Annotated in this window: 26 protein-coding genes; 8 read left to right on the top strand and 18 right to left on the bottom strand. The window is 73.5% G+C overall.

Annotated features, from left to right (window positions below):
* Positions 1 to 87: 87 nt before the first annotated feature.
* The 3 genes from ELQ39_RS24140 to ELQ39_RS24130 form a co-directional block, all read right to left on the bottom strand.
* Positions 88 to 1,551 carry a glutamate synthase subunit beta gene (locus tag ELQ39_RS24140; protein ID WP_242593904.1) on the bottom strand — a complete coding sequence of 488 codons (1,464 nt, stop codon included), beginning with the start codon at positions 1,549 to 1,551 and terminating at the stop codon, positions 88 to 90.
* Positions 1,544 to 6,142: a glutamate synthase large subunit gene (gene gltB / locus ELQ39_RS24135; protein ID WP_242593903.1), complete on the bottom strand. Its 4,599-nt coding sequence runs from the start codon at positions 6,140 to 6,142 to the stop codon at positions 1,544 to 1,546. Before gltB ends, ELQ39_RS24140 begins: the two co-directional genes overlap by 8 nt.
* A gap of 369 nt (positions 6,143 to 6,511) precedes the next feature.
* On the bottom strand, positions 6,512 to 7,243 hold the full coding sequence (locus tag ELQ39_RS24130) for a VIT1/CCC1 transporter family protein (protein WP_190000064.1): 732 nt from the start codon (positions 7,241 to 7,243) through the stop codon (positions 6,512 to 6,514).
* A gap of 293 nt (positions 7,244 to 7,536) precedes the next feature.
* Here ELQ39_RS24130 and ELQ39_RS24125 point away from each other — a divergent pair, with 293 nt between their 5' ends.
* Genes ELQ39_RS24125 through ELQ39_RS24100 form a run of 6 tightly spaced genes read left to right on the top strand, consistent with a single transcriptional unit; the run spans position 7,537 to position 14,382 of the window.
* Complete coding sequence (locus ELQ39_RS24125) at positions 7,537 to 8,541, top strand: ADP-ribosylglycohydrolase family protein (protein WP_242593902.1); 1,005 nt, start codon at positions 7,537 to 7,539, stop codon at positions 8,539 to 8,541.
* Positions 8,538 to 9,764, top strand: coding sequence for an ADP-ribosylglycohydrolase family protein (locus ELQ39_RS24120; RefSeq protein WP_242593901.1), 1,227 nt, complete (start codon positions 8,538 to 8,540; stop codon positions 9,762 to 9,764). Before ELQ39_RS24125 ends, ELQ39_RS24120 begins: the two co-directional genes overlap by 4 nt.
* 7 nt (positions 9,765 to 9,771) lie before the next feature.
* Entirely contained in the window at positions 9,772 to 10,971 is a 1,200-nt protein-coding gene (locus ELQ39_RS24115; RefSeq protein ID WP_242593900.1) for an ADP-ribosylglycohydrolase family protein, read from the top strand.
* Entirely contained in the window at positions 10,959 to 12,335 is a 1,377-nt protein-coding gene (locus ELQ39_RS24110; RefSeq protein WP_242593899.1) for an ADP-ribosylglycohydrolase family protein, read from the top strand. The genes ELQ39_RS24115 and ELQ39_RS24110 overlap by 13 nt, the downstream gene beginning before the upstream one ends.
* Positions 12,332 to 13,555 carry a CaiB/BaiF CoA transferase family protein gene (locus tag ELQ39_RS24105; protein WP_242593898.1) on the top strand — a complete coding sequence of 408 codons (1,224 nt, stop codon included), beginning with the start codon at positions 12,332 to 12,334 and terminating at the stop codon, positions 13,553 to 13,555. The genes ELQ39_RS24110 and ELQ39_RS24105 overlap by 4 nt, the downstream gene beginning before the upstream one ends.
* Positions 13,552 to 14,382 carry an HpcH/HpaI aldolase/citrate lyase family protein gene (locus tag ELQ39_RS24100; RefSeq protein ID WP_225627030.1) on the top strand — a complete coding sequence of 277 codons (831 nt, stop codon included), beginning with the start codon at positions 13,552 to 13,554 and terminating at the stop codon, positions 14,380 to 14,382. Before ELQ39_RS24105 ends, ELQ39_RS24100 begins: the two co-directional genes overlap by 4 nt.
* Before the next feature lie 67 nt (positions 14,383 to 14,449).
* Here ELQ39_RS24100 and lgt read toward each other — a convergent pair whose 3' ends face one another.
* From lgt to hisI, 11 genes are all read right to left on the bottom strand, one after another.
* Positions 14,450 to 15,475, bottom strand: a complete 1,026-nt coding sequence (gene lgt / locus ELQ39_RS24095) for a prolipoprotein diacylglyceryl transferase (protein WP_242593897.1) — start codon at positions 15,473 to 15,475, stop codon at positions 14,450 to 14,452.
* An 85-nt stretch (positions 15,476 to 15,560) separates the two neighbouring features.
* On the bottom strand, positions 15,561 to 16,337 hold the full coding sequence (locus ELQ39_RS24090; protein ID WP_242593896.1) for a thioredoxin domain-containing protein: 777 nt from the start codon (positions 16,335 to 16,337) through the stop codon (positions 15,561 to 15,563).
* Positions 16,338 to 16,440: 103 nt separating this feature from the next.
* A complete protein-coding gene (gene trpA, locus ELQ39_RS24085) occupies positions 16,441 to 17,256 on the bottom strand; it encodes a tryptophan synthase subunit alpha (protein WP_225627027.1) in 816 nt (271 codons plus the stop codon).
* Positions 17,253 to 18,536, bottom strand: coding sequence for a tryptophan synthase subunit beta (gene trpB, locus ELQ39_RS24080; RefSeq protein WP_242593895.1), 1,284 nt, complete (start codon positions 18,534 to 18,536; stop codon positions 17,253 to 17,255). Before trpB ends, trpA begins: the two co-directional genes overlap by 4 nt.
* Before the next feature lie 179 nt (positions 18,537 to 18,715).
* A complete protein-coding gene (gene trpM, locus ELQ39_RS32740; RefSeq protein ID WP_364174130.1) occupies positions 18,716 to 18,880 on the bottom strand; it encodes a tryptophan biosynthesis modulator TrpM in 165 nt (54 codons plus the stop codon).
* A 22-nt stretch (positions 18,881 to 18,902) separates the two neighbouring features.
* Positions 18,903 to 19,709 (bottom strand): indole-3-glycerol phosphate synthase TrpC, encoded by an 807-nt coding sequence (gene trpC, locus ELQ39_RS24075; RefSeq protein ID WP_190000075.1) that lies wholly within the window; start codon positions 19,707 to 19,709, stop codon positions 18,903 to 18,905.
* Between the two features lie 119 nt (positions 19,710 to 19,828).
* Entirely contained in the window at positions 19,829 to 20,263 is a 435-nt protein-coding gene (locus ELQ39_RS24070) for a DUF2752 domain-containing protein (protein ID WP_242593894.1), read from the bottom strand.
* Between the two features lie 76 nt (positions 20,264 to 20,339).
* Complete coding sequence (locus ELQ39_RS24065; protein WP_190000077.1) at positions 20,340 to 20,591, bottom strand: HGxxPAAW family protein; 252 nt, start codon at positions 20,589 to 20,591, stop codon at positions 20,340 to 20,342.
* Positions 20,592 to 20,700: 109 nt separating this feature from the next.
* The gene (locus ELQ39_RS24060) at positions 20,701 to 21,342 is read right to left on the bottom strand and encodes a TIGR02234 family membrane protein (protein WP_242593893.1); all 642 of its coding nucleotides are present in this window, start codon (positions 21,340 to 21,342) and stop codon (positions 20,701 to 20,703) included.
* A 42-nt stretch (positions 21,343 to 21,384) separates the two neighbouring features.
* Positions 21,385 to 22,878, bottom strand: a complete 1,494-nt coding sequence (locus tag ELQ39_RS24055; RefSeq protein WP_225627024.1) for an anthranilate synthase component I — start codon at positions 22,876 to 22,878, stop codon at positions 21,385 to 21,387.
* Positions 22,879 to 22,889: 11 nt separating this feature from the next.
* Positions 22,890 to 23,321, bottom strand: coding sequence for a phosphoribosyl-AMP cyclohydrolase (gene hisI / locus ELQ39_RS24050; RefSeq protein WP_225627023.1), 432 nt, complete (start codon positions 23,319 to 23,321; stop codon positions 22,890 to 22,892).
* A gap of 84 nt (positions 23,322 to 23,405) precedes the next feature.
* Here hisI and ELQ39_RS24045 point away from each other — a divergent pair, with 84 nt between their 5' ends.
* Together ELQ39_RS24045 and ELQ39_RS24040 are read left to right on the top strand one after the other, a co-directional pair.
* On the top strand, positions 23,406 to 24,041 hold the full coding sequence (locus ELQ39_RS24045; protein ID WP_225627022.1) for a TIGR03085 family metal-binding protein: 636 nt from the start codon (positions 23,406 to 23,408) through the stop codon (positions 24,039 to 24,041).
* 23 nt (positions 24,042 to 24,064) lie between these two features.
* Positions 24,065 to 24,463, top strand: a complete 399-nt coding sequence (locus ELQ39_RS24040) for a VOC family protein (protein ID WP_190000081.1) — start codon at positions 24,065 to 24,067, stop codon at positions 24,461 to 24,463.
* 3 nt (positions 24,464 to 24,466) lie between these two features.
* On the opposite strand, the gene hisF is transcribed toward ELQ39_RS24040, so the two are convergent.
* The 4 genes from hisF to hisH are packed head-to-tail and all read right to left on the bottom strand — an operon-like array spanning position 24,467 to position 26,991.
* On the bottom strand, positions 24,467 to 25,222 hold the full coding sequence (gene hisF / locus ELQ39_RS24035) for an imidazole glycerol phosphate synthase subunit HisF (protein ID WP_190000082.1): 756 nt from the start codon (positions 25,220 to 25,222) through the stop codon (positions 24,467 to 24,469).
* Positions 25,219 to 25,623: a Rid family hydrolase gene (locus ELQ39_RS24030; protein ID WP_190000083.1), complete on the bottom strand. Its 405-nt coding sequence runs from the start codon at positions 25,621 to 25,623 to the stop codon at positions 25,219 to 25,221. Before ELQ39_RS24030 ends, hisF begins: the two co-directional genes overlap by 4 nt.
* On the bottom strand, positions 25,620 to 26,345 hold the full coding sequence (gene priA, locus ELQ39_RS24025) for a bifunctional 1-(5-phosphoribosyl)-5-((5-phosphoribosylamino)methylideneamino)imidazole-4-carboxamide isomerase/phosphoribosylanthranilate isomerase PriA (protein WP_225627021.1): 726 nt from the start codon (positions 26,343 to 26,345) through the stop codon (positions 25,620 to 25,622). The genes ELQ39_RS24030 and priA overlap by 4 nt, the downstream gene beginning before the upstream one ends.
* A gap of 4 nt (positions 26,346 to 26,349) precedes the next feature.
* Entirely contained in the window at positions 26,350 to 26,991 is a 642-nt protein-coding gene (hisH, locus tag ELQ39_RS24020; protein WP_190000086.1) for an imidazole glycerol phosphate synthase subunit HisH, read from the bottom strand.

The following is a 26,991-nucleotide window of genomic DNA, read 5'->3' as shown; positions in this document are numbered from 1 at the left end:
GGCGCCTGCCCAGTCGGTCCGGTCGGGGACTGGCGGGCAGGCGCCGCGGTGTTCCGCACGCCTTTGTGCGGGACGTTCTCGGTGGTGTCAGACCGCCAGGGCGCGGTCCGTCGGGCGGATCGGGGCGGGCAGGGCGCTCGCCCCGGTCAGGTACCGGTCGCAGCCGCGGGCGGCCGAGCGGCCCTCGGCGATCGCCCACACGATGAGCGACTGGCCGCGGCCGGCGTCACCGGCCACGAACACGCCGGGCACGTTGGTCTGGAAGTCGGCGTCGCGGGCGATGTTGCCGCGCGCGTCCAGCTCCAGGCCGAACTGCTCGACCAGGCCGTTGACCCGGTCGGTGCCGGTGAAGCCCATGGCGAGGGTGACCAGCTGCGCGGGGATCTTGCGCTCGGTGCCCGGCTTCTGCGTCAGCTTGCCGTCGACGAACTCCACCTCGGTCATGTGCAACCACTGGACGTTGCCGTCCTCGTCGCCCTCGAAGTGGGTGGTGGAGACGGAGTAGATCCGCTCGCCGCCCTCCTCGTGCGCGCTGGTGACCTTGTACAGCATGGGGAAGGTCGGCCAGGGCTGGGAGACCGGGTCCCGCTCCTCGTTCGGGCGGGGCATGATCTCCAGCTGGGTGACGGACGCGGCGCCCTGGCGGTGGGCGGTGCCCACGCAGTCGGCGCCGGTGTCGCCGCCGCCGATCACGACGACGTGCTTGCCCTCGGCGGTGATGGGCGGGGAGACGAAGTCGCCCTCCTGCACCTTGTTCGCCAGCGGCAGGTACTCCATGGCCTGGTGGATGCCCTTGAGCTCGCGGCCGGGCACCGGCAGGTCGCGCGCGGTGGTGGCGCCGACGGCGAGGACCACGGCGTCGTACCGCTTGCGCAGCGCGGTGGCGGGCATGTCGCGGCCGATCTCGATGCCGGTGCGGAACTTGGTGCCCTCCGCGCGCATCTGCTCGATCCGGCGGTTGATGTGCCGCTTCTCCATCTTGAACTCGGGGATGCCGTACCGGAGGAGGCCTCCGATGCGGTCCGCGCGCTCGTAGACGGCGACGGTGTGACCGGCCCGGGTCAGCTGCTGGGCGGCGGCCAGACCCGCGGGTCCCGAGCCGACCACGGCGACGGTCTTGCCGGACAGGCGCTCGGGGATCTGCGGCGCGACGTCGCCGGACTCCCACGCCTTGTCGATGATCGAGACCTCGACGTTCTTGATGGTGACCGGCGGCTGGTTGATGCCGAGCACGCACGCCGACTCGCACGGGGCGGGGCACAGCCGCCCGGTGAACTCGGGGAAGTTGTTCGTGGCGTGCAGCCGGTCGCTGGCCGCGCCCCAGTCCTCGCGGTAGGCGTAGTCGTTCCACTCGGGGATGAGGTTCCCGAGCGGACAGCCGTTGTGGCAGAACGGGATGCCGCAGTCCATGCACCGGCTGGCCTGCTTGCTGATGATGGGCAGCAGGGAGCCGGGGACGTAGACCTCGTTCCAGTCCTTCTTGCGCTCCTCGACCGGCCGGGAGGTGGCGACCTCGCGGCCGTGGTTCAGAAAGCCCTTCGGGTCAGCCATTGATCGCCGCCTCCATCATCTTCTCGGTGATCTCGGTCTCGGAGAGACCGGCTCGCTCGGCGGCGTCCTTGGCGGCGAGCACTGCCTTGTACGTACTGGGGATGATCTTGCTGAAGCGCTCCACGGCGGTGTCCCAGTCGGCGAGCAGCTTCTCGGCGACGGTGGAACCCGTCTCCTCCTGGTGCCTGCGGACCACGTCGTGCAGCCACTGCCTGTCGGCGTCGTCCAGCGCCTCGACGGAGGCGAGGTTGCCGGCGTTGACGTTGTCCCGGTCCAGGTCGATGACGTACGCGACACCGCCGGACATGCCGGCCGCGAAGTTGCGTCCGGTCTCGCCCAGGACGACCGCGTGACCGCCCGTCATGTACTCGCAGCCGTGGTCGCCCACGCCCTCGGAGACGACCAGCGCGCCGGAGTTGCGGACGCAGAACCGCTCGCCGACCTTGCCGCGCAGGAACATCTCGCCGCCGGTGGCGCCGTAGGCGAGCGTGTTGCCCGCGATGACGCTGTACTCGGCGAGATGGTCGGCGCCGCGGTCCGGGCGGACGACGATCCGGCCGCCGGACAGGCCCTTGCCGACGTAGTCGTTGGCGTCGCCCTCCAGCCGCAGCGTGACACCGCGCGGGATGAAGGCGCCGAACGACTGGCCGGCGGAGCCGGTGAAGGTGATGTCGATGGTGTCGTCGGGCAGGCCCGCGCCGCCGAACTTCTTCGTCACCTCGTGGCCGAGCATGGTGCCGACCGTGCGGTTGATGTTGCGGATGGCGACCTGGGCGCGCACCGGCTGGGCGTCCTCGGCCCCGGAGGCGGAGAGCGCGTCGGCGGCGAGCTTGATCAGCTCGTTGTCGAGCGCCTTCTCCAGGCCGTGGTCCTGGCCGACCACCTGGTGGCGGGCGGCGCCCTCGGGCAGCTCGGGCACGTGGAACAGCGGCTCGAGTTCCAGGCCCTGCGCCTTCCAGTGGTTGACCGCGCGGGTCACGTCCAGCACCTCGGCGTGGCCGACGGCCTCGTCGATGGAGCGGAAGCCCAGCTCGGCGAGGAGCTCGCGGACCTCCTCGGCGATGAACCGGAAGAAGTTCACGACGTACTCGGCCTTGCCGGAGAACCGGTCGCGCAGCACCGGGTTCTGGGTGGCGATGCCGACCGGGCAGGTGTCCAGGTGGCAGACGCGCATCATGACGCAGCCGGAGACGACGAGCGGCGCGGTGGCGAAGCCGAACTCCTCGGCGCCGAGCAGCGCGGCGATCACCACGTCACGGCCGGTCTTCAGCTGGCCGTCGGTCTGGACGACGATGCGGTCGCGCAGGCCGTTGAGCAGCAGCGTCTGCTGGGTCTCGGCGAGGCCGAGCTCCCAGGGACCGCCGGCGTGCTTCAGCGACGTCAGCGGGGAGGCGCCGGTGCCGCCGTCGTGGCCGGAGATCAGCACGACGTCCGCGTGGGCCTTGGAGACGCCCGCGGCGACGGTGCCGACGCCGACCTCGGAGACCAGCTTGACGTGAATGCGCGCCTGGGGGTTGGCGTTCTTCAGGTCGTGGATCAGCTGGGCGAGGTCCTCGATGGAGTAGATGTCGTGGTGCGGCGGCGGGGAGATGAGCCCCACGCCCGGCGTCGAGTGACGCGTCTTCGCGACCCACGGGTAGACCTTGTGGCCGGGCAGCTGGCCGCCCTCGCCGGGCTTGGCGCCCTGCGCCATCTTGATCTGGATGTCGTCGGAGTTGACCAGGTACTCGGACGTCACGCCGAAGCGGCCGGAGGCGACCTGCTTGATGGACGACCGGCGGGCCGGGTCGTACAGGCGCTCCGGGTCCTCGCCGCCCTCACCGGTGTTGGACTTGCCGCCCAGCTGGTTCATGGCGATGGCGAGGGTCTCGTGCGCCTCCTGGGAGATGGAGCCGTACGACATGGCGCCGGTGGAGAACCGCTTGACGATCTCGGAGACCGGCTCGACCTCCTCGACCGGGACGGGCTTCCGGTCCGACTTGAAGCCGAACAGACCGCGCAGCGTCATCAGCCGCTCGGACTGCTCGTTCACGCGCTCCGTGTACTTCTTGAAGATGTCGTAGCGGCCCGAGCGCGTGGAGTGCTGCAGGCGGAAGACCGTCTCCGGGTCGAACAGGTGCGGCTCGCCCTCGCGGCGCCACTGGTACTCGCCGCCGATGTCCAGCGCGCGGTGCGCCGGGGCGATGCCGGAGGCGGGGTACGCCTTGGCGTGGCGGGCGGCGACCTCCTTGGCGATCACGTCGATGCCGACGCCGCCGATCTTGCTGGTGGTGCCGTTGAAGTACTTCTCGACGAAGGACTCCTCCAGGCCGACGGCCTCGAAGACCTGCGCGCCGCGGTAGGAGGCGACCGTGGAGATGCCCATCTTGGACATCACCTTCAGCACGCCCTTGCCGAGGGCGTGGATCAGGTTGCGGATGGCCTTCTCGGGCTCGACGCCCGGCAGGAAGGTGCCCGCGCGGACCAGGTCCTCGACGGACTCCATGGCCAGGTACGGGTTGACCGCGGCGGCGCCGTAGCCGATGAGCAGGGCGACGTGGTGGACCTCGCGGACGTCGCCGGCCTCGACCAGCAGACCCACCTGGGTGCGCTGCTTGGTGCGGATGAGGTGGTGGTGGACGGCTGCGGTGAGCAGCAGCGACGGGATCGGCGCGTGCTCGGCGTCGGAGTGCCGGTCGGACAGGACGATCAGCCGGGCGCCGTTCTCGATGGCGGCGTCGGCCTCGGCGCAGATGTCCTCGATGCGGGCGGCGAGGGCCTCGCCGCCGCCGGCCACCCGGTACAGGCCGGACAGGGTCGCGGCCTTGAAGCCGGGCATGTCGCCGTCGGCGTTGATGTGGATGAGCTTGGCCAGCTCGTCGTTGTCGATCACCGGGAAGGGCAGCGTGACGCTGCGACACGCGGCGGCCGTCGGCTCCAGCAGGTTGCCCTGGGGGCCGAGCGAGGAGCGCAGGGAGGTGACCAGCTCCTCGCGGATCGCGTCCAGCGGCGGATTGGTGACCTGCGCGAACAGCTGGGTGAAGTAGTCGAACAGCAGCCGCGGGCGCTCGCTGAGGGCGGCGATCGGCGAGTCGGTGCCCATGGAGCCGATGGGCTCGGCGCCGGCCTTGGCCATCGGCGCGAGGAGGACGCGCAGCTCCTCCTCGGTGTAGCCGAAGGTCTGCTGGCGGCGGGTGACCGAGGCGTGCGTGTGCACGATGTGCTCACGCTCGGGCAGGTCGGACAGCTCGATCTCGCCGGCCTCGAGCCACTCCGCGTAGGGGTGCTCGGCGGCGAGCTGCGACTTGATCTCGTCGTCCTCGATGATGCGGTGCTCGGCGGTGTCCACGAGGAACATGCGGCCGGGCTGCAGACGGCCCTTGCGGACGACCTTCGCCGGGTCGATGTCGAGGACGCCGACCTCGGAGCCGAGGACGACCAGCCCGTCGTCGGTGACCCAGTAACGGCCGGGGCGCAGGCCGTTGCGGTCGAGCACGGCGCCGACCTGGGTGCCGTCGGTGAAGGTGACGCAGGCCGGACCGTCCCAGGGCTCCATCATCGTGGAGTGGTACTGGTAGAAGGCGCGGCGGGCCGGGTCCATGGAGTCGTGGTTCTCCCACGCCTCCGGGATCATCATCAGCACCGAGTGGGGCAGCGAACGGCCGCCGAGGTGCAGCAGCTCCAGCACCTCGTCGAAGGACGCGGAGTCGGAGGCGTCGGGCGTGCAGACCGGGAAGATCCGCTCGAGGTCCTTCCCCGTGCCGAACAGGTCGGACATCAGCTGCGACTCGCGGGCGCGCATCCAGTTGCGGTTGCCCTTGACGGTGTTGATCTCACCGTTGTGCGCGACGAAGCGGTACGGGTGCGCGAGCGGCCACGACGGGAAGGTGTTCGTGGAGAACCGGGAGTGGACCAGCGCGATCGCGGAGCCGAAGCGGCGGTCGGACAGGTCCGGGAAGAAGGGCTCGAGCTGGCCGGTGGTCAGCATGCCCTTGTAGACGATGGTCCGCGCGGACAGCGACGGGAAGTAGACGCCCACCTCGCGCTCGGCGCGCTTGCGCAGCACGAACGCCTTGCGGTCCAGCTCGATGCCCGTGCTGTTCCCGTCGGTGACGAAGAGCTGACGGAAGACCGGCATGGTCGAGCGGGCGGTGGCGCCGAGCAGCTGGGGCGCGACCGGCACCTCGCGCCAGCCGAGAACGGTGAGCTCCTCGGCGGCGGCGATCTCCTCGATACGGGCGACGGCCTCGTCGGTGCCCTCCTCGGGGAGGAAGGCGATGCCGACGGCGTAGCCGCCCGCCGGGGGCAGCTCGAATCCGGCCACCTCGCGGAAGAAGGCGTCCGGGATCTGGGAGAGGATGCCCGCGCCGTCGCCGGAGTCCGGCTCGGAGCCGGTGGCGCCGCGGTGCTCGAGGTTGCGCAGGACGGTGAGGGCCTGCTCGACCAGCGTGTGGGACGCCTCGCCGGTGAGGGTGGCGACGAAGCCGACGCCGCAGGCGTCGTGCTCGTTGCGGGGGTCGTACATACCCTGCGCGGCAGGGCGAGCATCCATGAACGACCAGCTCGCGCGGTCGTTCGAGGAATGCTGGGACGGCTGGCGCGGCGTACGCATCGGCTCTCCCGTCGTCGTCAATTGGCATTCGTGCAAGTGCCGAGGGACGACGTTGGCCCTCTGCGTGGCTAAATTTCGTGCAGGTTACATGATGGAACGACTCTCGGGAACCGGGACAACCCGTTCCAGCATGCGGACATCGTCCGGGTCGCGGCGGGGTTCCGCGCCCGTCGACGGAAGCTGTGGGGAGCCGGTGCGGACAGATCGGTGTCCGTCGGCCCGGTGGCGGGAAGGGACCTCTTCGCCTCTTCCACTGGGCACGCCGTCGGCTTCGTTGCCTGTAGCGCGTACGGCTCATGCCCACTGGTCACACTGTCGAAACCAGCGAGTAATGATTGTTTATGCGATGCTCCGCATAGACGCAAGAGGTCATCCTACGGCGGTACCGAAAAGCGACCCCAGGGCGTACGTCACACCGGCCGCCGCACCACCGAGGGCGAGCTGCCGCAGACCGCTGTACCACCAGGAGCGCGCCGTGACCTTCGCCACCACGGCCCCGCACAGGAAGAGCCCGAGCAGCGCGACCAGCACGGCCGGCCACAGACTGCTCGCGCCGAGCAGGTACGGCAGGACCGGCAGCAGCGCGCCCAGCGCGAAGGACCCGAAGCTGGAGACCGCGGCGACGGCCGGCGAGGGCAGGTCGCCGGGGTCGATGCCCAGTTCCTCGCGGGCGTGTATCTCCAGCGCCTGCTCGGGGTCGCGGGAGAGCTGCCGGGCGACCTCGCGGGCCAGGCCGGGCTCGACGCCGCGCGACTCGTAGAGCGCGGCCAGCTCGGCCTCCTCGTCCTTGGGGTGCTTGCGCAGCTCCCTGCGCTCGACGTCCAGCTCGGCCTCGACCAGCTCGCGCTGGGAGGCGACGGAGGTGTACTCGCCGGCCGCCATGGAGAAGGCGCCGGCGGCCAGACCGGCCAGGCCGCTGAGGACGATCGTCTGATGGCTGACGGCCCCACCGGCGACGCCGGTCATCAGGGCGAGGTTGGAGACCAGCCCGTCCATGGCGCCGAACACCGCGGGGCGCAGCCATCCTCCGTTGACGTCGCGGTGGGTGTGGTTGTCGCGGTGCGCCTCGTGGAGCGTCGCCTCGGTCTCGATGATGGCCATGCCGGTCCCCCTGGACTCCGCCGGGCGCCCTCGCTTCCGGACACCCGCGCGGACGCGTTTTGGACTCATTCCAATTTTTGACGTCACCCAGTCTACGCCTCGGCGAAACCCCCTGCCAGCAAGGAAAGGCTGCGCTAACCAGCGCTTTCGCCTCCCGCCCCGGTCCGCTCGGACGCCCCGCGCATCTCGTCCGGGTGACGCTCCCGCGCCCAAGGCTGTGGCGGACACGGCACCGGGGACAGTTCCGCAAAGGGCCGGCGCCCCGCGGGGCGCGCCTGAGAGGAGAGCCGCGTATGGCATCGACCGCCCGCATCCCCTCGGCGCCCGCGCCCGGGGACGCCCTCGGGCTCCGCGAACGGGCCCGCGGCGCGCTGCTCGGCCTGGCCGTCGGCGACGCTCTGGGCGCCCCCGCCGAGAACATGAAGCCCTCCGAGATCCACGCGAAGTGGGGCCGCATCACGGGCTACGTGAGCGACCCCCCGGCCGGCACGGACGACACCGAGTACGCGATCTTCTCGGGTCTGCTGGCCGCCCGGCACGGCTCCGCGCTCACCCCCGCGCACGTCGAGGCGGCCTGGCACGAGTGGATCGCCGACCGCGCCGAGGGCCCCTTCCGCGGCGCCGGCTTCAGTGAGCGGGGCACGCTGGAGAATCTGCGCCGCGGCCTGGCCGCGCCGATCTCCGCCCAGCACCGGCACGCCTGGAGCGACGGGCTGGCGATGCGGGCCGCGCCGTACGGCGTGCACGCGGCCGGGCGTCCCGACGAGGCCGCCCGGCTCGCGGCGGTCGACGGCTCGGTCAGCCACGACGGGGAGGGCATCTACGGCGGACGGGCGGTCGCGGCGGGCGTCGCGGCGGCCATGGCCGGTGCGCCGGTGGTCACGGTCGTGGCGTCGGCGCTGGCGGTGGTGCCGGAGGACTCCTGGACCGCCCGCTCGCTGCGCCGCGCGGTGACCGCCGCCCACCGCGGCGAGCGGGCGGTCCGCGCCGCGGTGGTGATCGGCGGCTACCCCTGGACCGACCTCGCCCCGGAGGCGGTGGCCCTGGCCTTCGGCGCCTACGCGGCGGCCGACGGCGACTTCGAACAGGCGGTGCTGACCGCCGTGAACATGGGCCGCGACGCCGACACCACGGCGGCCGTGGCGGGTGCGCTGGCCGGGGCGACCCAGGGCGAAGCCGCCGTCCCCGAGCGCTGGGCCGCGGCCATCACCCCGGCCCGCGGCACCTGTCTGCCCGCCATGGCGGGCCACCACGTCCTCGACATCGCGGACCTGCTGACCCCGGAGAGCCCCACATGACCTCGACCACCCCCGCACCGACCACCGACGACACCCTCCCCCGCACCACCGCGCGGGACGACGCGGCCCCGGCGCCGCGCACGCCCGCCGCGCCCGCACCCCGTCCGTCCCGCGCGGCCGTCGAGGGCCTGCTCCTCGGACTCGCCGCCGGGGACGCCGCCGGCTGGCCCGCCGCCCGGCACCGCGCCGCCCGCATGCCCGAGTGGACCCGGCGCCTCACCCGCGAACTGGACACCTTCGCCGAGCAGAACGCCACCACCACGCTCCCCGTCCCCATCGCCCTCAACCAGCCCCCCGAGCCGCTCCGCCTCGGCCCCTCCGACGACGCCGAGTGGGCCGCGTTCGCCGCCGAGGCGGTGCTGCGCGCGGGCGACGACATGGTGCTCGGCGACCTCAGCCGGGAGCGCCGCACCCGCGCCGCCATCGACCTCACCTGGAACGCGGTCGCGGCCGAGGTCGCCGCCGCCACCGAGCGGGCACCCGAGACCGAGTCCGCCGTGCTGCCGCTGCGCGCCCGCATCTCCGTGCGCGCCGGACTCGGCAACCTCGCCACCGGGCTGCGCCCGCCCGCCTCCGGCCACGACAACCCGCACTACTTCGACGACGCCGCCTGCGTCCGGGCCTGCGTGCTGGCCGTGGCGCACCCGGGCGACCCCCGGGCCGCCGCCGACCTCGCCGAGTTCGACGCCCGCTACACCCAGGACGGTGACGGCGTGCACGGCGCCCGCGCCATGGCCGCCGCCGTGTCCCTCGCCCTCGCCGGGGCCGCGCCGGACGCCTGCGCGGCCGCCGCCTGCGCCGAACTGCCCGAGGACACCGAGATCGGCCGCAACGCCCGGCACGCCCTGGCGCTGGCGGCGGACGCCGACAGCGCCTTCGCCCTGGTGCCGCCGCTGGAACACCAGATCGTCGACCACGTCTACAGCTACGGCGTCGCCGCCGCAGAGACCGTCCCCGTCGCCCTCGCCCTGACCACCGCCGCCCGCGGCCGGATCGCGGAGGCGGTCCCGGCGGCGGCCTGTCTCTCCCGGGTCGCGGACTCCGCGCCGGCGCTGGCCGGGGCCCTCACCGGCGCGCTGGGCGGGAGCGCCGCGATCCCCCTGTCCTGGCGGGAGAGCTGTCGCACCCTGTCCGGCTGCGTGCTCCCCCGGCTCACCGGGACGGACCTGGTGGAACTCGCCGGGCTGCTGGAAGCCGCCCGACCGACCACCCCCGGAGGATGATCCCGGCATGGCACGTGAAAACCTCGAAGGAACCGAAAACACTAAAATCGCTGGAAACACCGCGTCCCTGGACGAGCGGATCACCGGGGCGCTGGTGGGGGCGGCCGTCGGCGACGCCCTCGGCGGCCCGGTCGAGGGGTACTCCCCCGAGCAGATCGCCGAGCGCCACGGCGGCCGTGTCCACGGCATCGTCGGCCCGTGGCACGGCGACGACTGGCGCACCGCCCGGCCCGTCGCGCCGTACCACAAGGGTGACGGGCACGTCACCGACGACACCCTGATGACCCACGCGCTGGTCCGGGTGTACGCGCGGGTCCGCGACCACCTGGACGCCTACGCGATCGCCGACCACCTGGTCCCGGACCTGATGACGAACCCGCGCTGGATCCCGGAGCTCGAGGCGGAGACGATCCCGCTGCACCGGATCTTCCTCGCCGAGAAGTGGCTGGCGGCCCGGCTGCACTACGGGCACGTCGACCCGCGCGAGGCGGGCGTGGGCAACATCGTCAACTGCGGCGCCGCGATGTACATGGCCCCCGTCGGCCTGGTCAACGCCGCCCACCCGGCCGCCGCGTACGCCGAGGCCCTGGACGTGGCGGGCGCCCACCAGTCGTCGTACGGCAGGGAGGCGGCCGGGGTGTTCGCGGCGGCCGTGGCGGCGGCCTGCGCACCGGGCGCGACCCCGGACTCGGTGGTCGCCGTGTGTCTGTCCCTGGCCAAGGACGGCACCCGGGAGGCGGTCGAGAAGGTCTGCGAGGAGGCGTCGCGGCACCCCGACGCCGAGTCGGCGCTGCGCCCGCTGCGCGAGGCGGTCGCCCCGTACGACACCGTCGGGCCCGACTACCGCTCCCCCTCGCTGGGCGCCCGGCGTCCCTCCCGGCTGCACGCGATCGAGGAACTGCCGGTGGCGCTCGGCATGGTGGTGGCGGCCCGCGGCGACTTCCGGCATGCCGTGCTGGGCGCGGTGAACTACGGCCGTGACTGCGACTCCATCGCCACGATGGCCGGGGCGGTGACCGGCGCGCTCGGCTCCCCGGTGCCCGAGGAGTGGGCCAAGACGGTCGCGGAGGCCAGCCGGCTCGACCTGTGGGAGCCGGCCGCCACGCTCACCGCGGTGGCCCGCGAGGTCTTCGCCCGGGACGTGGAGCGCCGCCGCGCCCACGAACGGGCGTTCGCGCGGCTCGGAGGCGCCGGATGCTCCGACTGACCTGGGTCCAGCCCGAGGACCTCGTCGGCCACGAACTGCGCCAGGCCGCGCTGGACGGCCGGGAGGCACGGGCGGTCGCCGCCCGCTGGCACGCGGCGGGCGGTCCCCCGGCCCCGCTCACCGCCGGCGCCTCCCCCCGCCCGGTCTCCCGCTACCTCCGGCGGCTGGCCTGCGACCTGCTGGACGAGCTGGCCGAGCTGCCCAGCGCCTTCGCCGACGACGAGCCCTCCGACCTTGCAGCGATCCAGGCGCTGTGCCCCGAGTGGCCCCTCTCGCCCGGCGCCCCGGCCGCCTGGGACGGGCCCGTGTTCGAGGCGCGGCTCGAGGCGGCCTGGCTCGGCCGGGCGGCCGGCTGTCTGCTGGGCAAACCGGTGGAGAAGCTGCCTCTCGCCGCCATCCGCGCCCTGGCCCGCGCCGCCGGCAACTGGCCGCTGAGCGGCTGGTTCACCGCCCGGGGCGTCCCCGACGGGCTGCTGGCCGAGCACCCCTGGAACCGGCGCTCCGCCGCCACCTCCCTCGCCGAGAACATCGACGGCATGCCCGAGGACGACGACCTCAACTACCCCCTGCTCGCCCTGCTGGTGCTGCGCCGCCACGGCCGCCGCTTCACCACCGCGGACGTGGCCCGCGTCTGGCTCGACGAGCTGCCCGCGGGCCGCGCCTTCACCGCCGAGCGGATCGCCTACCGCAATCTGCTCTGCGGGCTCGAACCGCCGCTGACCGCCCGCCACCGCAACCCGTTCCGCGAGTGGATCGGCGCCCTGATCCGCGCCGACGCGCACGGCTGGACCAACCCCGAGGACCCGGGCGCCGCGGCCGAGCAGGCGTACCGGGACGCCACCCTCACCCACACCGCCAACGGCGTCTACGCGGCCATGTTCACCGCCGCCGTCATCGCGGCCGCGGCGGGCGGCGAGCGGGACGTGCACGCCTGTCTGCGCACCGGACTCACCGTCGTCCCGCCCCGTTCACGGCTCGCCCGGGCCGTGCGCGACGCCGTGGGACTGGCCCGCGAGCACCGCGACTTCGACACCGTCGTCGACCTGCTGCACGAGAGGCACGGGGCCACCCACCACTGGGTGCACGCCGTCCCCAACACCGCCCTGCTGGCCGCCGCCCTCACCCACGCCGACGGGGACTTCACCGCCTCGATCTGCCGCGCGGTGTCCGGCGGCTGGGACACCGACTCGGTCGGCGCCACCGCCGGCAGCGTCGCCGGGCTGCTCGCCGGCTCGCCCCACGCGCTCCCCGAACGCTGGACGGCCCCGCTGAAGAACCGCCTGGCCACCTCCGTCGGCGACTTCGACGGCACCGGCTTCGACACCCTGGCCCGTCTCACCCATCTGGAGGCGTCCCGCCCATGACTCCCCCCGAACCGGCCCCCGCCGCGCCACCCGCCGCTCCCCCGCTGGACGGCCTGCGCGTCCTGGACCTCGCCACCCTCTTCGCCGGTCCCCTCGCGGCCACCCTGCTCGGCGACTTCGGCGCCGATGTCGTCAAGGTCGAACACCCCAGGAAGCCCGACCCCTCGCGCGGCCACGGACCCTCCAAGGACGGCGTCGGCCTGTGGTGGAAGGTGCTCGGCCGCAACAAGCGCACCGTCACCCTCGACCTGTCCACCCCGGGCGGCCGGGACACCCTGCTGCGCCTGGTACGCACCGCCGACGTGGTCGTGGAGAACTTCCGGCCCGGCACCCTGGAGAAGTGGGACCTGGGCTGGCCCGAGCTGTCGGCGGCCAACCCCCGGCTGGTGCTGGCGCGGGTCACGGGCTTCGGCCAGTTCGGCCCGTACGCGCACCGGCCGGGCTTCGGCACCCTCGCCGAGGCGATGAGCGGCTTCGCCGCGCTCACCGGCGAACCGGACGCGGCGCCGACCCTGCCGCCGTTCGGCCTCGCCGACTCCGTCGCGGGCCTCACGACGGCGTACGCGATCATGACGGCCCTCGCGGCCCGCGACCGCACGGGCCAGGGGCAGGTCGTGGACACGGCGCTGATCGAACCGATCCTCGCGGCCCTCGGCCCCCACCCCACCTGGTACGACCAGCTCGGGTACGTCCAGCCGCGCACCGGCAACCGGTCGCAGAACAACGCCCCGCGCGGCACCTACCTCACCGCCGACGGCACCTGGGTCGCCGTCTCCACCTCGGCCCAGTCGGTCGCCGAGCGGGTGATGGTCCTGGTGGGCCGCCCCGACCTGATCGACGCGCCCTGGTTCGCCACCGGCGAGGGCCGGGCCCGGCACGCGGACGTGCTGGACGAGGCGGTCGGTGGCTGGATCGCCCGGCACAGCCGCGCCGACGTGCTGGCCGCGTTCGAGAAGGCGGAGGCGGCCGTCGCCCCGGTGCAGGACGTCCGGGACGTCATGGCGGACCCGCAGTACCAGGCCCTCTCCACCGTCACCACGGTCGACGACCCGGAACTGGGCCCGCTGCGCATGCAGAACGTGCTGTTCCGGCTCTCCGCCACCCCGGGGGCCATCCGCTGGGCGGGCCGCCCGCACGGCGCGGACACCGAGGAGGTGCTGACCGGGCTGGGCCTCACCCCGGCCGATCTGGCGGAGCTGCGGGCGGAGGGCGCCGTATGAGAAGCGTCCCGCTGACCTGGCTGTACGCCCCCGGCGACCGCCCCGACGTGGTGGCGAAGGCCCTCACGGCCGGTGCGGACGTGGTGGTGGTCGACCTGGAGGACGCGGTCGCGCCGGACCGCAAGGCGTACGCCCGCGCGGCCAGCGCCGAGCTGCTGCGCGATCCGCAGCCGGTCCCGGTGCACGTCCGCGTCAACGCCCTCGCCGGGCCCTGGGGACCGGCCGACGTGGCGGCCCTGGCCCCCGCGCCGGGCCTGTCCGGGCTACGGCTGCCGAAGGTGTCCTCCCCGGCCGACGTGGTGCGGGTAGCCCGCCGGGCCGTGTCCGCACGCGGCGGCTCCCCGCCCCTGTACGCGCTGCTGGAGACCGCGCTGGGCGTCGAGCAGGCCCACGCCGTGGCGACCGCGCACCCGGCGCTGCGCGGGATCGCGCTCGGTGAGGCGGACCTGCGGGCCGACCTGGGAGTGCGCGAGGACGCCGGTCTTGACTGGTGCCGGGCGCGGGTGGTGGTCGCGGCGCGCGCGGCGGGGCTGGCCCCGCCCGCCCAGTCGGTGCACCCGGACATCCGCGACCTGGAGGGTCTGGAGGCGTCCTGCGTGCGCGGGCGCGCGCTGGGCTTCCTGGGCAGGGCGGCGATCCATCCGCGCCAGCTCCCGGTCATCGAACGGGCCTATCTGCCCACGGAGCGGGAGATCGAGCAGGCGGAGACGGTCCTCAAGGCGGCGGCCGCGACGCAGGGAGCGCAGGCGCTGCCGGACGGCACGTTCGTGGACGCGGCGGTGGTGACGGCGGCGCACCGGACGCTGGCGCTGGCGCACAAGCGGTGACGGGGCCGGACGCGCCGAGGGCGCCCGGGGTGTCCCCGGGCGCCCTCGGCGTGTGTACGGCGGGCGGTCAGGCCTTCTTTGCCGACCCGGCTCCGTCCTTGGACTCCTCCGGCTCCGCGGGCCCTTCGGACTCGTCGGGCTTCTCGGACTTGCCGGGCTTTCCGGCGTCGTCGGTGTCCGTGGCGTCCTCCGTCGTCGCGTCCTCGGCGGAGGCGTCCTTCCCGGCCGCGTCGCCGTCGGTCTGCCCCGCGTCGGCCGCCGGGCCCTCGCCGTCGCCGGCGCCCGGCTCGACCACGGCCTCCCGGCCCGGACGCTTCCGGGCGGACAGCACGATGTAGAGCACCGCCAGCAGGAAGACCAGGACGGCCGTCCAGTTGTTCAGCCGCAGGCCGAGGATGTGGTGGGCCTCGTCCACCCGCATGTACTCGATCCAGAAGCGGCCCGCGCAGTACCCGGCGACGTACAGCGCGAAGGCGCGGCCGTGTCCGAGGGTGAAGCGCCGGTCGGCCCAGATCACCAGCAGCGCCACGCCGATGCACCACAGCGACTCGTAGAGGAAGGTCGGGTGGTAGGTGCCCGGCATCCGGCCGTCGGCGGAGGAGGTGATCTCGACCGCCCACGGCAGATCGGTCGCCCGCCCGTACAGCTCCTGGTTGAACCAGTTGCCCCAGCGGCCGATGGCCTGGGCGATCGCGATGCCGGGGGCGATGGCGTCTGCGTACGCGGGCAGCGGGATGCCGCGGCGGCGGCAGCCGATCCACGCGCCGAGCGCGCCGAGGGCGATGGCGCCCCAGATACCGAGGCCGCCCTCCCAGATCTTGAAGGCGTCCACCCAGTCACGGCCCTCGCTGAAGTACAGCTGGTAGTCCGTGATCACGTGGTAGAGCCGGCCGCCGACCAGGCCGAACGGCACGGCCCAGACAGCGATGTCCGCCACCGTGCCGGCCCGCCCGCCCCGGGCGATCCAGCGCTTGTTGCCGAGCCAGACGGCAACGAAGACGCCGATGATGATGCAGAACGCGTAGCCGCGCAGCGGAACGGGGCCGAGGTACAGCACCCCGCTCGACGGGCTGGGAATGTAGGCAAGTTCCATGGCAGGACCGACGCTACCGTGCCGGGCCGCCCGTACGGCAGGCAGCCCGGCTACGGCTCCATAACAGGCCCCTGGGGACACGGCCCTAGGACTTGTCGGCCTCCTCGACCATCTGCCTGAGCTTCTCGGGCGTCATGGAACGGTCCTGGTAGATGTTCTGCCCGTCGAACAGCACCGTCGGGGTGCCGCTGAAGCCGCCCTTCTGGAAGGCCTCGTTGGACTTGACCACCCAGCCGTCGTGCGTGCCCTCCTCGACGCAGGTGCGGAACTCGGGTGTGTCGAGCCCGTCGACCTTGCTTGCCAGGTCGAACAGCTTGTCGTCGCTGGAGAAGGCGTCGTCGCTCTCCATCGGCTGGTTCTCGAACAGCACGTCGTGGTACGCGGTGAACTTCCCCGCGTCCTGGGCGCACGCGGCGGCGTTGGCCGCGTTCAGCGAGCCGCTGCCGCCGAGGCCCCCGTCGATCAGCGTGACCAGGTGGTACTCGACCTTCAGCTTGCCGGCCTCGGTCAGCTCGTTCAGCGTCGAGCGGTAGGTCTGCTCGAAGGACTTGCAGGCGGGGCAGCGGAAGTCCTCCCACACCGTGAGGGTGGCCTTGGCGTCCTCCTTGCCGACCGGGACGGCCAGGCCGTCCTTGCCCTGGGCCCCCGAGGGCGCCACCACCGGGCCGGACGCCTTGCTCTCGTCGTCCCCGCCGGAGTTGGCCGCGACGACGCCGATCACCGCCGCGAGTCCCAGGACGCAGACCACGCTCGCGCCCACGATCAGGGTGCGGCGCCGCTTCTCCGCCGTCTTCTGCTTCTCGCGCTCTGCCGCCATCCGCTCCCGGGCGGTGCGCTTTCCCTCACGGTTCTTGTCGCTCACACCCCGCAGAACGAACCGGGGAGGCGCCCAGCGCCTCCCCGGTCCCAGGTCCACCCGTACGAGGGACCCCGACGGCCCGCCGCGGACGGCCCGGCCGCTGCCGTCACGCCTTCCCGCGCACCCCCTCGGCCAGCTCACCGGCGAGGGCGCGGACCGCCTCGACGCCCGCGGCGTCGTCGGGCGCGTCCAGCATCCGCTTCACGAAGGCCGAGCCGACGATCACCCCGTCGGCGAACCGGGCGACCTCCGCGGCCTGCGCCGGGTTGGAGACGCCGAGTCCGACGCAGACGGGGATGTCGGTGGTGGCGCGGGTGCGCCGCACCAGGTCCTCGGCCTGCGAGCTGACCGACTCACGGGTGCCGGTGACGCCCATGAGGGAGGCGGCGTAGACGAAGCCGCTGCCGGCCGCGGTGATCTCGGCGAGCCGCTCGTCCTTGCTGCTGGGCGCGACCACGAAGACCGTGGCCAGCCCGTGCTTCTCGGCGTGCTCGCGCCACAGCGCGGACTCCTGGACCGGCAGGTCGGGCAGGATGCACCCGGCGCCCCCCGCCTCCGCCAGCTCGGCGGTGAACCGCTCCACGCCGTAGCGGTCGATCGGGTTCCAGTACGTCATGACGAGGATCGGCGCGCCCGTGGCCGCGTGCGCCTCGCGCACCGTGCGCATCACGTCGGCGATGCGCACCCCGCCGCGCAGGGCGATGTCGTCGGCGGTCTGGATGACCGGGCCGTCCAGGACGGGGTCGCTGTGCGGCAGCCCCACCTCGACGACGTCCGCGCCGCCCTCGATCGCCGCCTTGACCGCCTCGATGCCGCCGTCCACGGTCGGGAACCCGGCCGGGAGGTAGGCGATCAGGGCGGCGCGGCCCTCCTCCTTCGCCGCGGCGAGGGTGTCGCTCAGCAGCCGCACGTTCCCGCTCACTTGGCGTCCCCCTCGATCTCGGCGGTGCCGGAGGCGTTCTCCTCGACCTCGGCGTCCGTGTCGTACAGCCCGAAGTAGCGGGCCGCGGTGTCCATGTCCTTGTCGCCGCGCCCGGACAGGTTGACGACGATCAGCCCGTCCTTGCCCAGCTCCTTGCCGACCTCCAGGGCGCCGGCCAGGGCGTGCGCGGACTCGATGGCCGGGATGATGCCCTCGGTGCGCGACAGCAGGCGCAGGGCCTGCATGGCGGCGTCGTCGGTGACCGCGCGGTACTCGCCGCGGCCGCTGTCCTTGAGGTAGGCGTGCTCGGGGCCGATGCCCGGGTAGTCAAGGCCCGCGGAGATCGAGTACGGCTCGGTGATCTGCCCCTCGTCGTCCTGGAGGACGTAGGAGCGGGAGCCGTGCAGGATGCCGGGCTCGCCGGCGGTGAGGGTGGCGGCGTGCTCGCCGGTCTCGATGCCGTGTCCGGCGGGCTCGCAGCCGATCAGACGGACGTCCTCGTCGGGGATGAAGGCGTGGAACAGGCCGATGGCGTTGGAGCCGCCGCCGACGCAGGCGATCGCGGCGTCGGGCAGCCGGCCGGCCTGCTCCAGGAGCTGGCGGCGGGCCTCGACGCCGATGACGCGGTGGAAGTCGCGGACCATCGCCGGGAAGGGGTGCGGTCCGGCGACGGTGCCGAACAGGTAGTGGGTGCGGTCGACGTTGGCGACCCAGTCGCGGAACGCCTCGTTGATGGCGTCCTTGAGGGTGCGGCTGCCGGACTTCACGGCCACGACCTCGGCGCCGAGCATGCGCATCCGGGCCACGTTCAGGGCCTGGCGCCGGGTGTCGATCTCGCCCATGTAGATCGTGCACTCGAGGCCGAACAGGGCGCAGGCGGTGGCGGTGGCCACGCCGTGCTGTCCCGCGCCGGTCTCGGCGATGACGCGGGTCTTGCCCATGCGCTTGGTGAGCAGGGCCTGGCCGAGCACGTTGTTGATCTTGTGCGAGCCGGTGTGGTTGAGGTCCTCGCGCTTGAGGAAGATCCTGGCGCCGCCGGCGTGCCCGGCGAAGCGGGGGACCTCGGTGAGGGCGCTGGGACGGCCCGTGTAGTGCGCCAGGAGGTCGTCGAGCTCGCGGGCGAACTCGGGGTCGGCCTTGGCCTTGTCGTACTCGACGGCGACCTCGTCGACGGCGGCGACGAGGGCCTCGGGGATGAACTTGCCGCCGAAGGCGCCGAAGTAGCCCCCCGTGGAGGGGACTTGGCCCTCCGGGTCGGGGATGAAGAAGGTGCTGGGCATGCGTGTACCTCACGGTGAGTGTGTTGGACGACACTGAGCGCCGTGGGGGCGGGGTGTTCGGGCCCGTGCGGGCTCGTCGTGGTTGAGCGCGCGGTTCCCCGCGCCCCTTCCGGGGCGGGGGTCGTCAGGCCCGTGCGGATCCGTTGTGGCGTGTCGCGCTCACGCGGCGGAGCCGCGGATCAGCAGAGTCCCGCGCCCCTGTCGGGGCGCCGCTGCCATCGCCTGCCGTTCACCTGGCCGGGTTCGTCGCCGATGACGTAACGGACCCTGCGGCCGTGGACCCGGCGGGCCGGGGCGCGGCAGCCGCGGGGCCGGCAGCCTCGTGCGAGTCGGGAGAGCGTCATCGGGGGTCAGCCTAGCGAGGTCTCAGCGGCCGTGCCGGAGGGCCGGGTGCTCGCCCGCGGCCACCAGGTCGGCGACCGCCGTCTTCGGGTCCTTGCCGGTCACCAGGGACTCGCCGACCAGGACGGCGTCCGCCCCGGCGTTGGCGTAGGCGATCAGGTCGTGCGGACCGCGCACGCCGGACTCGGCGACCCTCACGAGGTGCGCCGGGATCTCGGGGGCGACCCGCTCGAAGGTGCCGCGGTCGACCTCGAGGGTCTTGAGGTTGCGCGCGTTGACGCCGATGACCTTGGCGCCGGCGTCGACCGCCCGCTCCACCTCGTCCTCGTCGTGCACCTCGACCAGCGGGGTGAGGCCGATGGACTCGGCGCGCTCGATGAGCGACTCCAGGGCGGACTGCTCCAGGGCGGCCACGATCAGCAGCGCCAGGTCGGCGCCGTACGCGCGGGCCTCCCAGAGCTGGTACGACGTGACGATGAAGTCCTTGCGCAGCACGGGGATGTCCACCCGGGCGCGGACGGCCTCCAGGTCGGCCAGCGAACCGCCGAAGCGGCGCTGCTCGGTGAGGACGGAGATGACGGCGGCGCCGCCCGCCTCGTAGTCGGCGGCGAGGCCGGCCGGGTCGGCGATCGCGGCGAGCGCGCCCTTGGACGGGCTGGAGCGCTTGACCTCGCAGATCACCTTGACGCCGTCACCGCGCAGGGCGGCCACGCCGTCCTTGGCTGCGGGGGCCTTGGCCGCGCGCTCCTTGAGCTCGTCGAGGCTGACGCGCGCCTGCCGCTCCGCCAGGTCGGCACGGACTCCGTCGATGATCTCGTCGAGCACACTCACGCGAGCGGCCCCCTTCCTGACGGTCGGGCTTGGCTGGTCCCTGCGATGGTATCCGGAGCAGGGCGAATGCCCCGCATCCGGCTGTTGCGACGTCCAGTACCTGGACGATCACCACTCGTTCACGGGTGCAGCCAGCCGCCGAACGGCGTGTTCCGCAGCACCGTGAAGGCCAGCAGCAGCCCGCCCGCCGACCACAGCACCGCGGGCGGCGGGTCGAGGCGCATCGGCCGACCGCGCGCCGCGCGGATCACCCAGAGGGTCCACAGCACGGCGAAGGCGGCGTAGCCGAGGACGGCGGGGGCGTTGGCCTGGAGGGCGGCGGCCAGGTCGCCGTGGGCGACGGCGTGGGCGCTGCGCAGTCCGCCGCAGCCGGGGCAGTACAGGCCGGTGAGGCCGAGCAGCGGGCAGACCGGGTAGTGCCCGGGTTCGTTGGGGTCGACGGCGGCGACGTAGGCGAAGGCCGCGGCCACGGCGGCGAGCAGGCCGGCGGGGGCGGCCAGCCGGGCCGCCCGGCCGGGGACCGTGTGGGGGCTCGGGGCGTTCACGGGAGGCATTGTCCCCCGGACACACCGCGGGGGCGGCTCCGGCTCACGGCCGGCCGCCGCCCCCGTACGGAGTGGTCCGCGGGGCTCAGCCCTGGGCGCGGGCCGGCTCGCGGTCGCCGGTGGTCCGGTGCACCGGGTGGTCGCTCTTCGGCTGGCCCAGGCCCATCGAGCGCATGACGGCGCCGACTAGGCCGCCGAGGAGGACGACGCCCATGCCGGCCCAGAAGCCCACGGGCTGGTCCATCACCATGAACGCGCCCGCGGCGCAGAAACCGATGAAGGCGATGATGACACCGGTCCAGGCGGCCGGGGTGTGACCGTGGCTGCTGCCCGCCATTGCTTGCTCCTCGTTGCCGTGTGCGTGGGTGAGCGGGACGCTCGTCCCCATTGTCCCGCACACGCCGGACCGCCGTGCGCCGGGGTCGGCCGTGGGCGGGTTGCGCGGCTCAGGCGCCGGTGGGGTCCTCACCTCGGTCGAGGGCCTTCCAGAGCTCCTCGGGACGGTCCGGGTCGGCGGGGGCGGCCACCCGGCGCGGACGGGGGGCGCCGCCCCGCTCGTAACGGCCGGACATGGCGGGCCACAGGCGTCCGTAGCGCAGCGCGAGCAGTCCGGCCACCAGCAGCAGCAGCCCGCCGACGGCGGCGACGTACGGCCAGGCGGTGTGGGAGAGGGCGCCGACGGTCGCGGAGGCGTCCCCGGAGGCCTGCGCTGCCTTCTCGTCGAGGGCGGTGGAGTCGGACGCGCCGAGCAGCGCGGCGGCGACCGTGCCGGCCCCGGCGAGGGCGAGCACGGAGGAGACGGCGAGCCGCCCGGCACGGCGCACGGCGAAGACGGCGACCAGGGCGGCGAGCCCGACGACGGCCAGGGCGGCGGGCACACCGGTGACGTCACTGCCGGTGGCGGTCAGCGGGAACGCGCCGCCGGCCACCGTCGCGGTGCCCTCCGACCACTCCTGCCGGGTGGCGAGCAGGGCCACGGCCGCGCCGAGGGCGCCGCTCAGCAGGGCGGCGGCGAGGCTCGTGCGGCCGGTCCGGGAGGGGCCGGCGGGCTCGGAACGGGGGCTGGGTACGGCAGTCACGCCCTCCACTATGGCCCGGATCCCGGGCCACGCGGCATCCGGGGGGCTGTGTCAGCCGTCACCCAGCCGGTTCGCGGTGTGGACGGCGCGCAGCACGGCGGCCGCCTTGTTGCGGCACTCGGTGTCCTCGGCGACCGGGTCGGAGTCGGCCACGACCCCCGCCCCGGCCTGCACGTACGCGGTGCCGTCGCGCAGCAGGGCGGTGCGGATGGCGATGGCCGTGTCGGAGTCCCCGGCGAAGTCGAGGTAGCCGACGCAGCCGCCGTACAGGCCGCGCCGGGAGGGCTCGAGCTCGTCGATGATCCGCATCGCGCGGGGCTTGGGCGCGCCGGAGAGGGTGCCGGCCGGGAAGCAGGCGGTGAGCACGTCGAAAGCGGTGCGGTCGGCGGCGACCCGTCCGGTGACCGTCGAGACGATGTGCATGACGTGCGAGTAGCGTTCGATCGACATGAAGTCGACGACCTCGACGGAGCCGGGTTCGCAGACCCGGCCGAGGTCGTTGCGGCCGAGGTCGACGAGCATCAGGTGCTCGGCGCGCTCCTTGGGGTCGGCGAGCAGCTCGTCGGCGAGCGCCTGGTCCTCCTGCGGGGTGGCGCCGCGGTGCCGGGTGCCTGCGATGGGGTGCACCATCGCCTGCCCGTCCTCGACCTTGACCAGCGCCTCGGGGGACGAGCCGGCCACGTCGAAGCCGTCGAACCGGAACAGGTACATGTACGGCGACGGGTTGGTGGCGCGCAGCACCCGGTAGACGTCCAGGGCGCTCGCCGTGCAGGGCGTCTCGAACCGCTGGGAGGGGACGACCTGGAAGGCCTCCCCGGCGCGGATGCGCTCCTTGACGTCCTCCACGGCCGCCTGGTAGTCGGGGCCGCCCCACAGCGCGGTGTACTCGGGCAGCTCGGACGGCGGCAGCACGGCCGGGGGCTGGGCGACCGGGCGGGCGAGGTCGGCCTCCATGGCGTCGAGGCGGGCCACGGCGTCCGCGTAGGCCTCGTCGACACCGGTCTCCAGGTCGTTGTGGTTGATCGCGTTGGCGATCAGCCAGACGGCGCCCTCCCAGTGGTCCATGACGGCGAGGTCGCTGGTGAGCAGCATGGTCAGCTCGGGCAGCCTCAGGTCGTCCCGTTCGCCGGGGCCGATCTTCTCCAGGCGCCGCACGATGTCGTAGCCGAGGTAGCCGACCATGCCGCCGGTGAAGGGCGGCAGGCCGAGGTCCTGGGCGAGGTCGCGGGGGGTGTGCAGGGCCTCGAGGGTGGCGCGCAGCGCGGCGAGCGGGTCGCCGTCGACGGGCACGCCGACGGGCGGGGTGCCCTCCCAGTGGGCCTGCCCGCCGCGCTCGGTGAGGGTGGCGGCGGACCGGACGCCGACGAAGGAGTACCGGGACCAGGACCTGCCGTTCTCGGCGGACTCCAGCAGGAAGGTGCCGGGGCGCTCGGCGGCGAGCTTGCGGTAGAGCGCGACCGGGGTGTCGCCGTCGGCGAGGAGCTTGCGGGTGACCGGGATGACCCGGCGGTCGGCGGCGAGCTTGCGGAACGTCTCGAGGTCCATGGCGGCAGACCTTACTGATCTTCGGCGGGGGCGTCCGCCACCGCCAGAACGTCGGCGTCGAAGCAGGTGCGGTCGCCGGTGTGGCATGCGGCGCCCACCTGGTCGACCTTCACCAGCACCGTGTCGGCGTCACAGTCCAGCGCGACCGACTTCACCCACTGGAAGTGGCCCGAGGTGTCGCCCTTGACCCAGTACTCCTGGCGGCTGCGCGACCAGTAGGTGCAGCGGCCGGTGGTGAGGGTGCGGTGCAGCGCCTCGTCGTCCATCCAGCCCAGCATCAGCACCTCTCCGGTGTCGTACTGCTGGGCGATCGCGGGCAGGAGTCCGTCCGGGGTGCGCTTGAGGCGCGCGGCGATCTCCGGGTCGAGGCGGCTGGGCGGCGCGCCGTGGCGCGCAGCGCCTCCTTGAGGGGCGGCGGCCGGGCGACGGGCGGGCGTGGTCATGGGGACCATTGTGCCGCGCGCCCCCGGCCCCCTTGCGCCGTCGTCCACTGTCCGGACGTGACGGCCCGCCGTAGGCTGGCTGGCATGTCGACCCATGCCAAGCGTGAACGACTCCTCCTGGCCGACCTGCTGGAGACCGCGGGGCCGGAGGCGCCCACCCTGTGCGAGGGCTGGACCACCCGGGACCTGGCCGCGCACGTGGTGGTGCGTGAGCGCCGTCCGGACGCGGCGGGCGGCATGCTGGTGAAGCAGCTGGCGTCGCGTCTGGAGCGGGTGACGGCCGAGTTCCTGGCGAAGCCGTACGACGAGCTGGTCCGGCTGATCCGCACGGGCCCGCCGCGGTTCTCCCCCTTCTCGCTCAAGCAGGTCGACGAGATGTCGAACGTGATCGAGTTCTACGTCCACGCCGAGGACGTCCGCCGGGCGCAGCCGGACTGGACGCCGCGCGAGCTGGACCCGGTGTTCCAGGACGCCCTGTGGTCACGGCTGGAGCGTTCCGCCCGGCTGATGGGCCGCGGGGTGCCGACCGGTCTGGTGCTGCGCCGTCCGGACGGGCAGACGACGGTGGCGCGCCGCGGTGCGCCGGTGGTGACGGTGACCGGGGAGCCGTCCGAGCTGGTGGTGTTCGCGTACGGCCGGCAGGGCGCCGCGAAGGTGGAGCTGGACGGCGACGAGAACGCCGTCGCCCAGCTGCGCGCCACCAAGCAGCTCGGCATCTGACCGGCTCCGGAAAGGCACGGCTCGTGATCAAGGTCGCCATGACGAGTGTGTACGTCGAGGACGTGGCGAAGGCGCACGCCTTCTACACCCGTGTCCTCGGCTTCGAGACCCGCACCCATGTGGACCCGGGCGGGGGCTCGCCGTTCGTCACCGTGGGGGCGCGCGAGGGCGCCCAGCCCGAGCTGGAGCTGCTGCTCGAGCCGGGCGACGGGCCGATCGCGGAGCCCTACCGCCGCTCGGTGCGGGAGGCGGGGCTGCCGGCGATCGTGTTCTCGGTGGACGACCTGCGCGCGGAGTTCGAGCGGCTGCGCGGGGAGGGCGTCCACTTCGTGCGGGAGCCGGAGAAGCAGGGCCCGGTGCTGACCGCTCTGCTGGACGACACGGTCGGCAATCTGATCCAGCTCACGCAGCCGCTCGGCTGAGGCTCACCGCACCGGGTGGCCGGCGTCCCTGAGGGTCTGCTTGACCTCGCCGATGCGCAGGTCGCCGAAGTGGAACACCGAGGCGGCCAGTACCGCGTCCGCGCCGGCGGCGACCGCCGGCGGGAAGTCGGCGAGCCTGCCGGCGCCGCCGGAGGCGATCACCGGGACCGTGACGTGCTTGCGCACGGCGGCGATCATCTCCAGGTCGTAACCGTCCTTGGTGCCGTCGGCGTCCATGGAGTTCAGCAGGATCTCGCCGGCGCCCAGCTCGGCGGCGCGGTGCGCCCACTCGACGGCGTCGATGCCGGTGCCGCGGCGGCCGCCGTGCGTGGTGACCTCGAAGGTCCCGCCCTCGGTGCGCCGGGCGTCGACCGAGAGGACGAGCACCTGGCGGCCGAACCGCTCGGCGATCTCCCGGATGAGGTCGGGCCGGGCGATGGCGGCGGTGTTCACACCGACCTTGTCGGCGCCGGCCCGCAGCAGCTTGTCGACGTCCTCGGCGGTGCGCACGCCGCCGCCCACGGTGAGCGGGATGAACACCTGCTCGGCGGTGCGGCGGACCACGTCGTAGGTGGTCTCGCGGTTGCCGGAGGACGCGGTGATGTCCAGGAACGTCAGCTCGTCGGCGCCCTCGGCGTCGTACACCTTCGCCATCTCGACGGGGTCGCCCGCGTCGCGCAGGTTCTGGAAGTTGACGCCCTTGACGACCCGGCCGCCGTCCACGTCCAGGCAGGGGATGACTCGGACCGCCAGGGTCATGAATCCACGGCTCCTCTGAATGCTTCGAGTTCCACTGACACCAGTACGCGCGAGTCGACGAAGCCCTCGACCACCAGCAGCGTGGTGACCGGTCGGACCGCGTCGAACAGCTCCTTGTGCGCACGGCAGGCCGCGTCGACGTCCCGCGCGTGGGCGAGATGGATGCGGGTGCGGATCACGGACGCGGCGTCGAGCCCGAACTCGGCGACCGCCTCCAGCGCGTTGGTGAAGGCCACCTTGGCCTGTTCGTACGGGTCGCCCTCCCCGTACAGCACGTCGCCCCGGAACGCGGTGGTGCCCGCGACCAGGACGAGGCCGCCGGCCGCCACGGCGCGCGCGGAGCCGAGGGTCTCCTCCCAGGGGTTCCCGCTCTGCACGCGCCGCACGGCTTCCGATGTCATCGGGACACAGCCTCCAGGGCCTCTTCCAGGGTGAACGCCTTGGCGTACAGGGCCTTGCCGACGATGGCGCCCTCGACGCCCAGCGGGACCAGCTCGGCGATCGCCCGCAGGTCGTCCAGCGAGGACACCCCGCCGGAGGCGACGACCGGGCGGTCGGTGGCGGCGCAGACGTTCTTCAGCAGCTCCAGGTTGGGGCCCTGGAGGGTGCCGTCCTTGGCGATGTCGGTGACGACGTAGCGGGCGCAGCCCTCCTTGTTGAGACGGTCCAGCGTCTCGTAGAGGTCGCCGCCGTCACGGGTCCAGCCGCGGCCGCGCAGGGTGGTGCCGCGCACGTCGAGGCCGACGGCGATCTTGTCGCCGTGCTCGGCGATGACCTTGGCGACCCATTCGGGGGTCTCCAGGGCGGCCGTGCCGAGGTTGACGCGGGTGCAGCCGGTGGCGAGGGCGGCGGCGAGGGTGTCGTCGTCGCGGATGCCGCCGGACAGCTCCACCTTGATGTCCATCGCCTTGGTGACCTCCGCGATCAGCTCGCGGTTGTCGCCGGTGCCGAACGCGGCGTCCAGGTCGACCAGGTGCAGCCACTCGGCGCCGGAGCGCTGCCAGGCGAGCGCGGCCTCCAGCGGCGAGCCGTACGAGGTCTCGGTGCCGGACTCTCCGTGCACGAGGCGGACGGCCTGGCCGTCGCGGACGTCGACGGCGGGGAGGAGTTCGAGGGTGGCCATGTCTCTACAGGGTTCCGATCCAGTTGGTGAGGAGCTGGGCGCCGGCGTCGCCGGACTTCTCGGGGTGGAACTGGGTGGCCCACAGGGAGCCGTTCTCCACGGCGGCCACGAACGGCTTGCCGTGGGTGGTCCAGGTGACGAGCGGAGGCTCCATGGCCGCGTTCGTCACCTCGAACGACCAGTCGTGGACGGCGTAGGAGTGCACGAAGTAGAAACGCGCGTCCTCGTCCAGTCCCGCGAACAGCCGGGAGCCCTCGGGGGCGTCCACGGTGTTCCAGCCCATGTGGGGGACGACGTCGGCCTGGAGCGGCTCGACGGAGCCGGGCCACTCGTCGAGGCCCTCCGCCTCGACGCCGTGCTCGATGCCGCGGGCGAAGAGGATCTGCATGCCGACGCAGATGCCCATGACGGGGCGTCCGCCGGCCAGGCGGCGGTCGACGATCCAGTCGCCGCGGGCCTCCTTGAGGCCCTTCATACAGGCGGCGAAGGCGCCGACGCCGGGCACCAGCAGCCCGTCGGCGTTCATCGCCTTGTCGAAGTCGCGGGTGATCTCGACGTCTGCCCCGGCGCGCGCGAGGGCGCGCTCGGCGGAGCGGACGTTGCCGAAGCCGTAGTCGAAGACCACGACCTTCCTGGTGGTGCTCAC

Source organism: Streptomyces sp. GB4-14 (assembly GCF_022696125.1).
Classification (GTDB): domain Bacteria; phylum Actinomycetota; class Actinomycetes; order Streptomycetales; family Streptomycetaceae; genus Streptomyces; species Streptomyces werraensis.
This window is presented reverse-complemented; position numbering and strand designations above follow the sequence as displayed.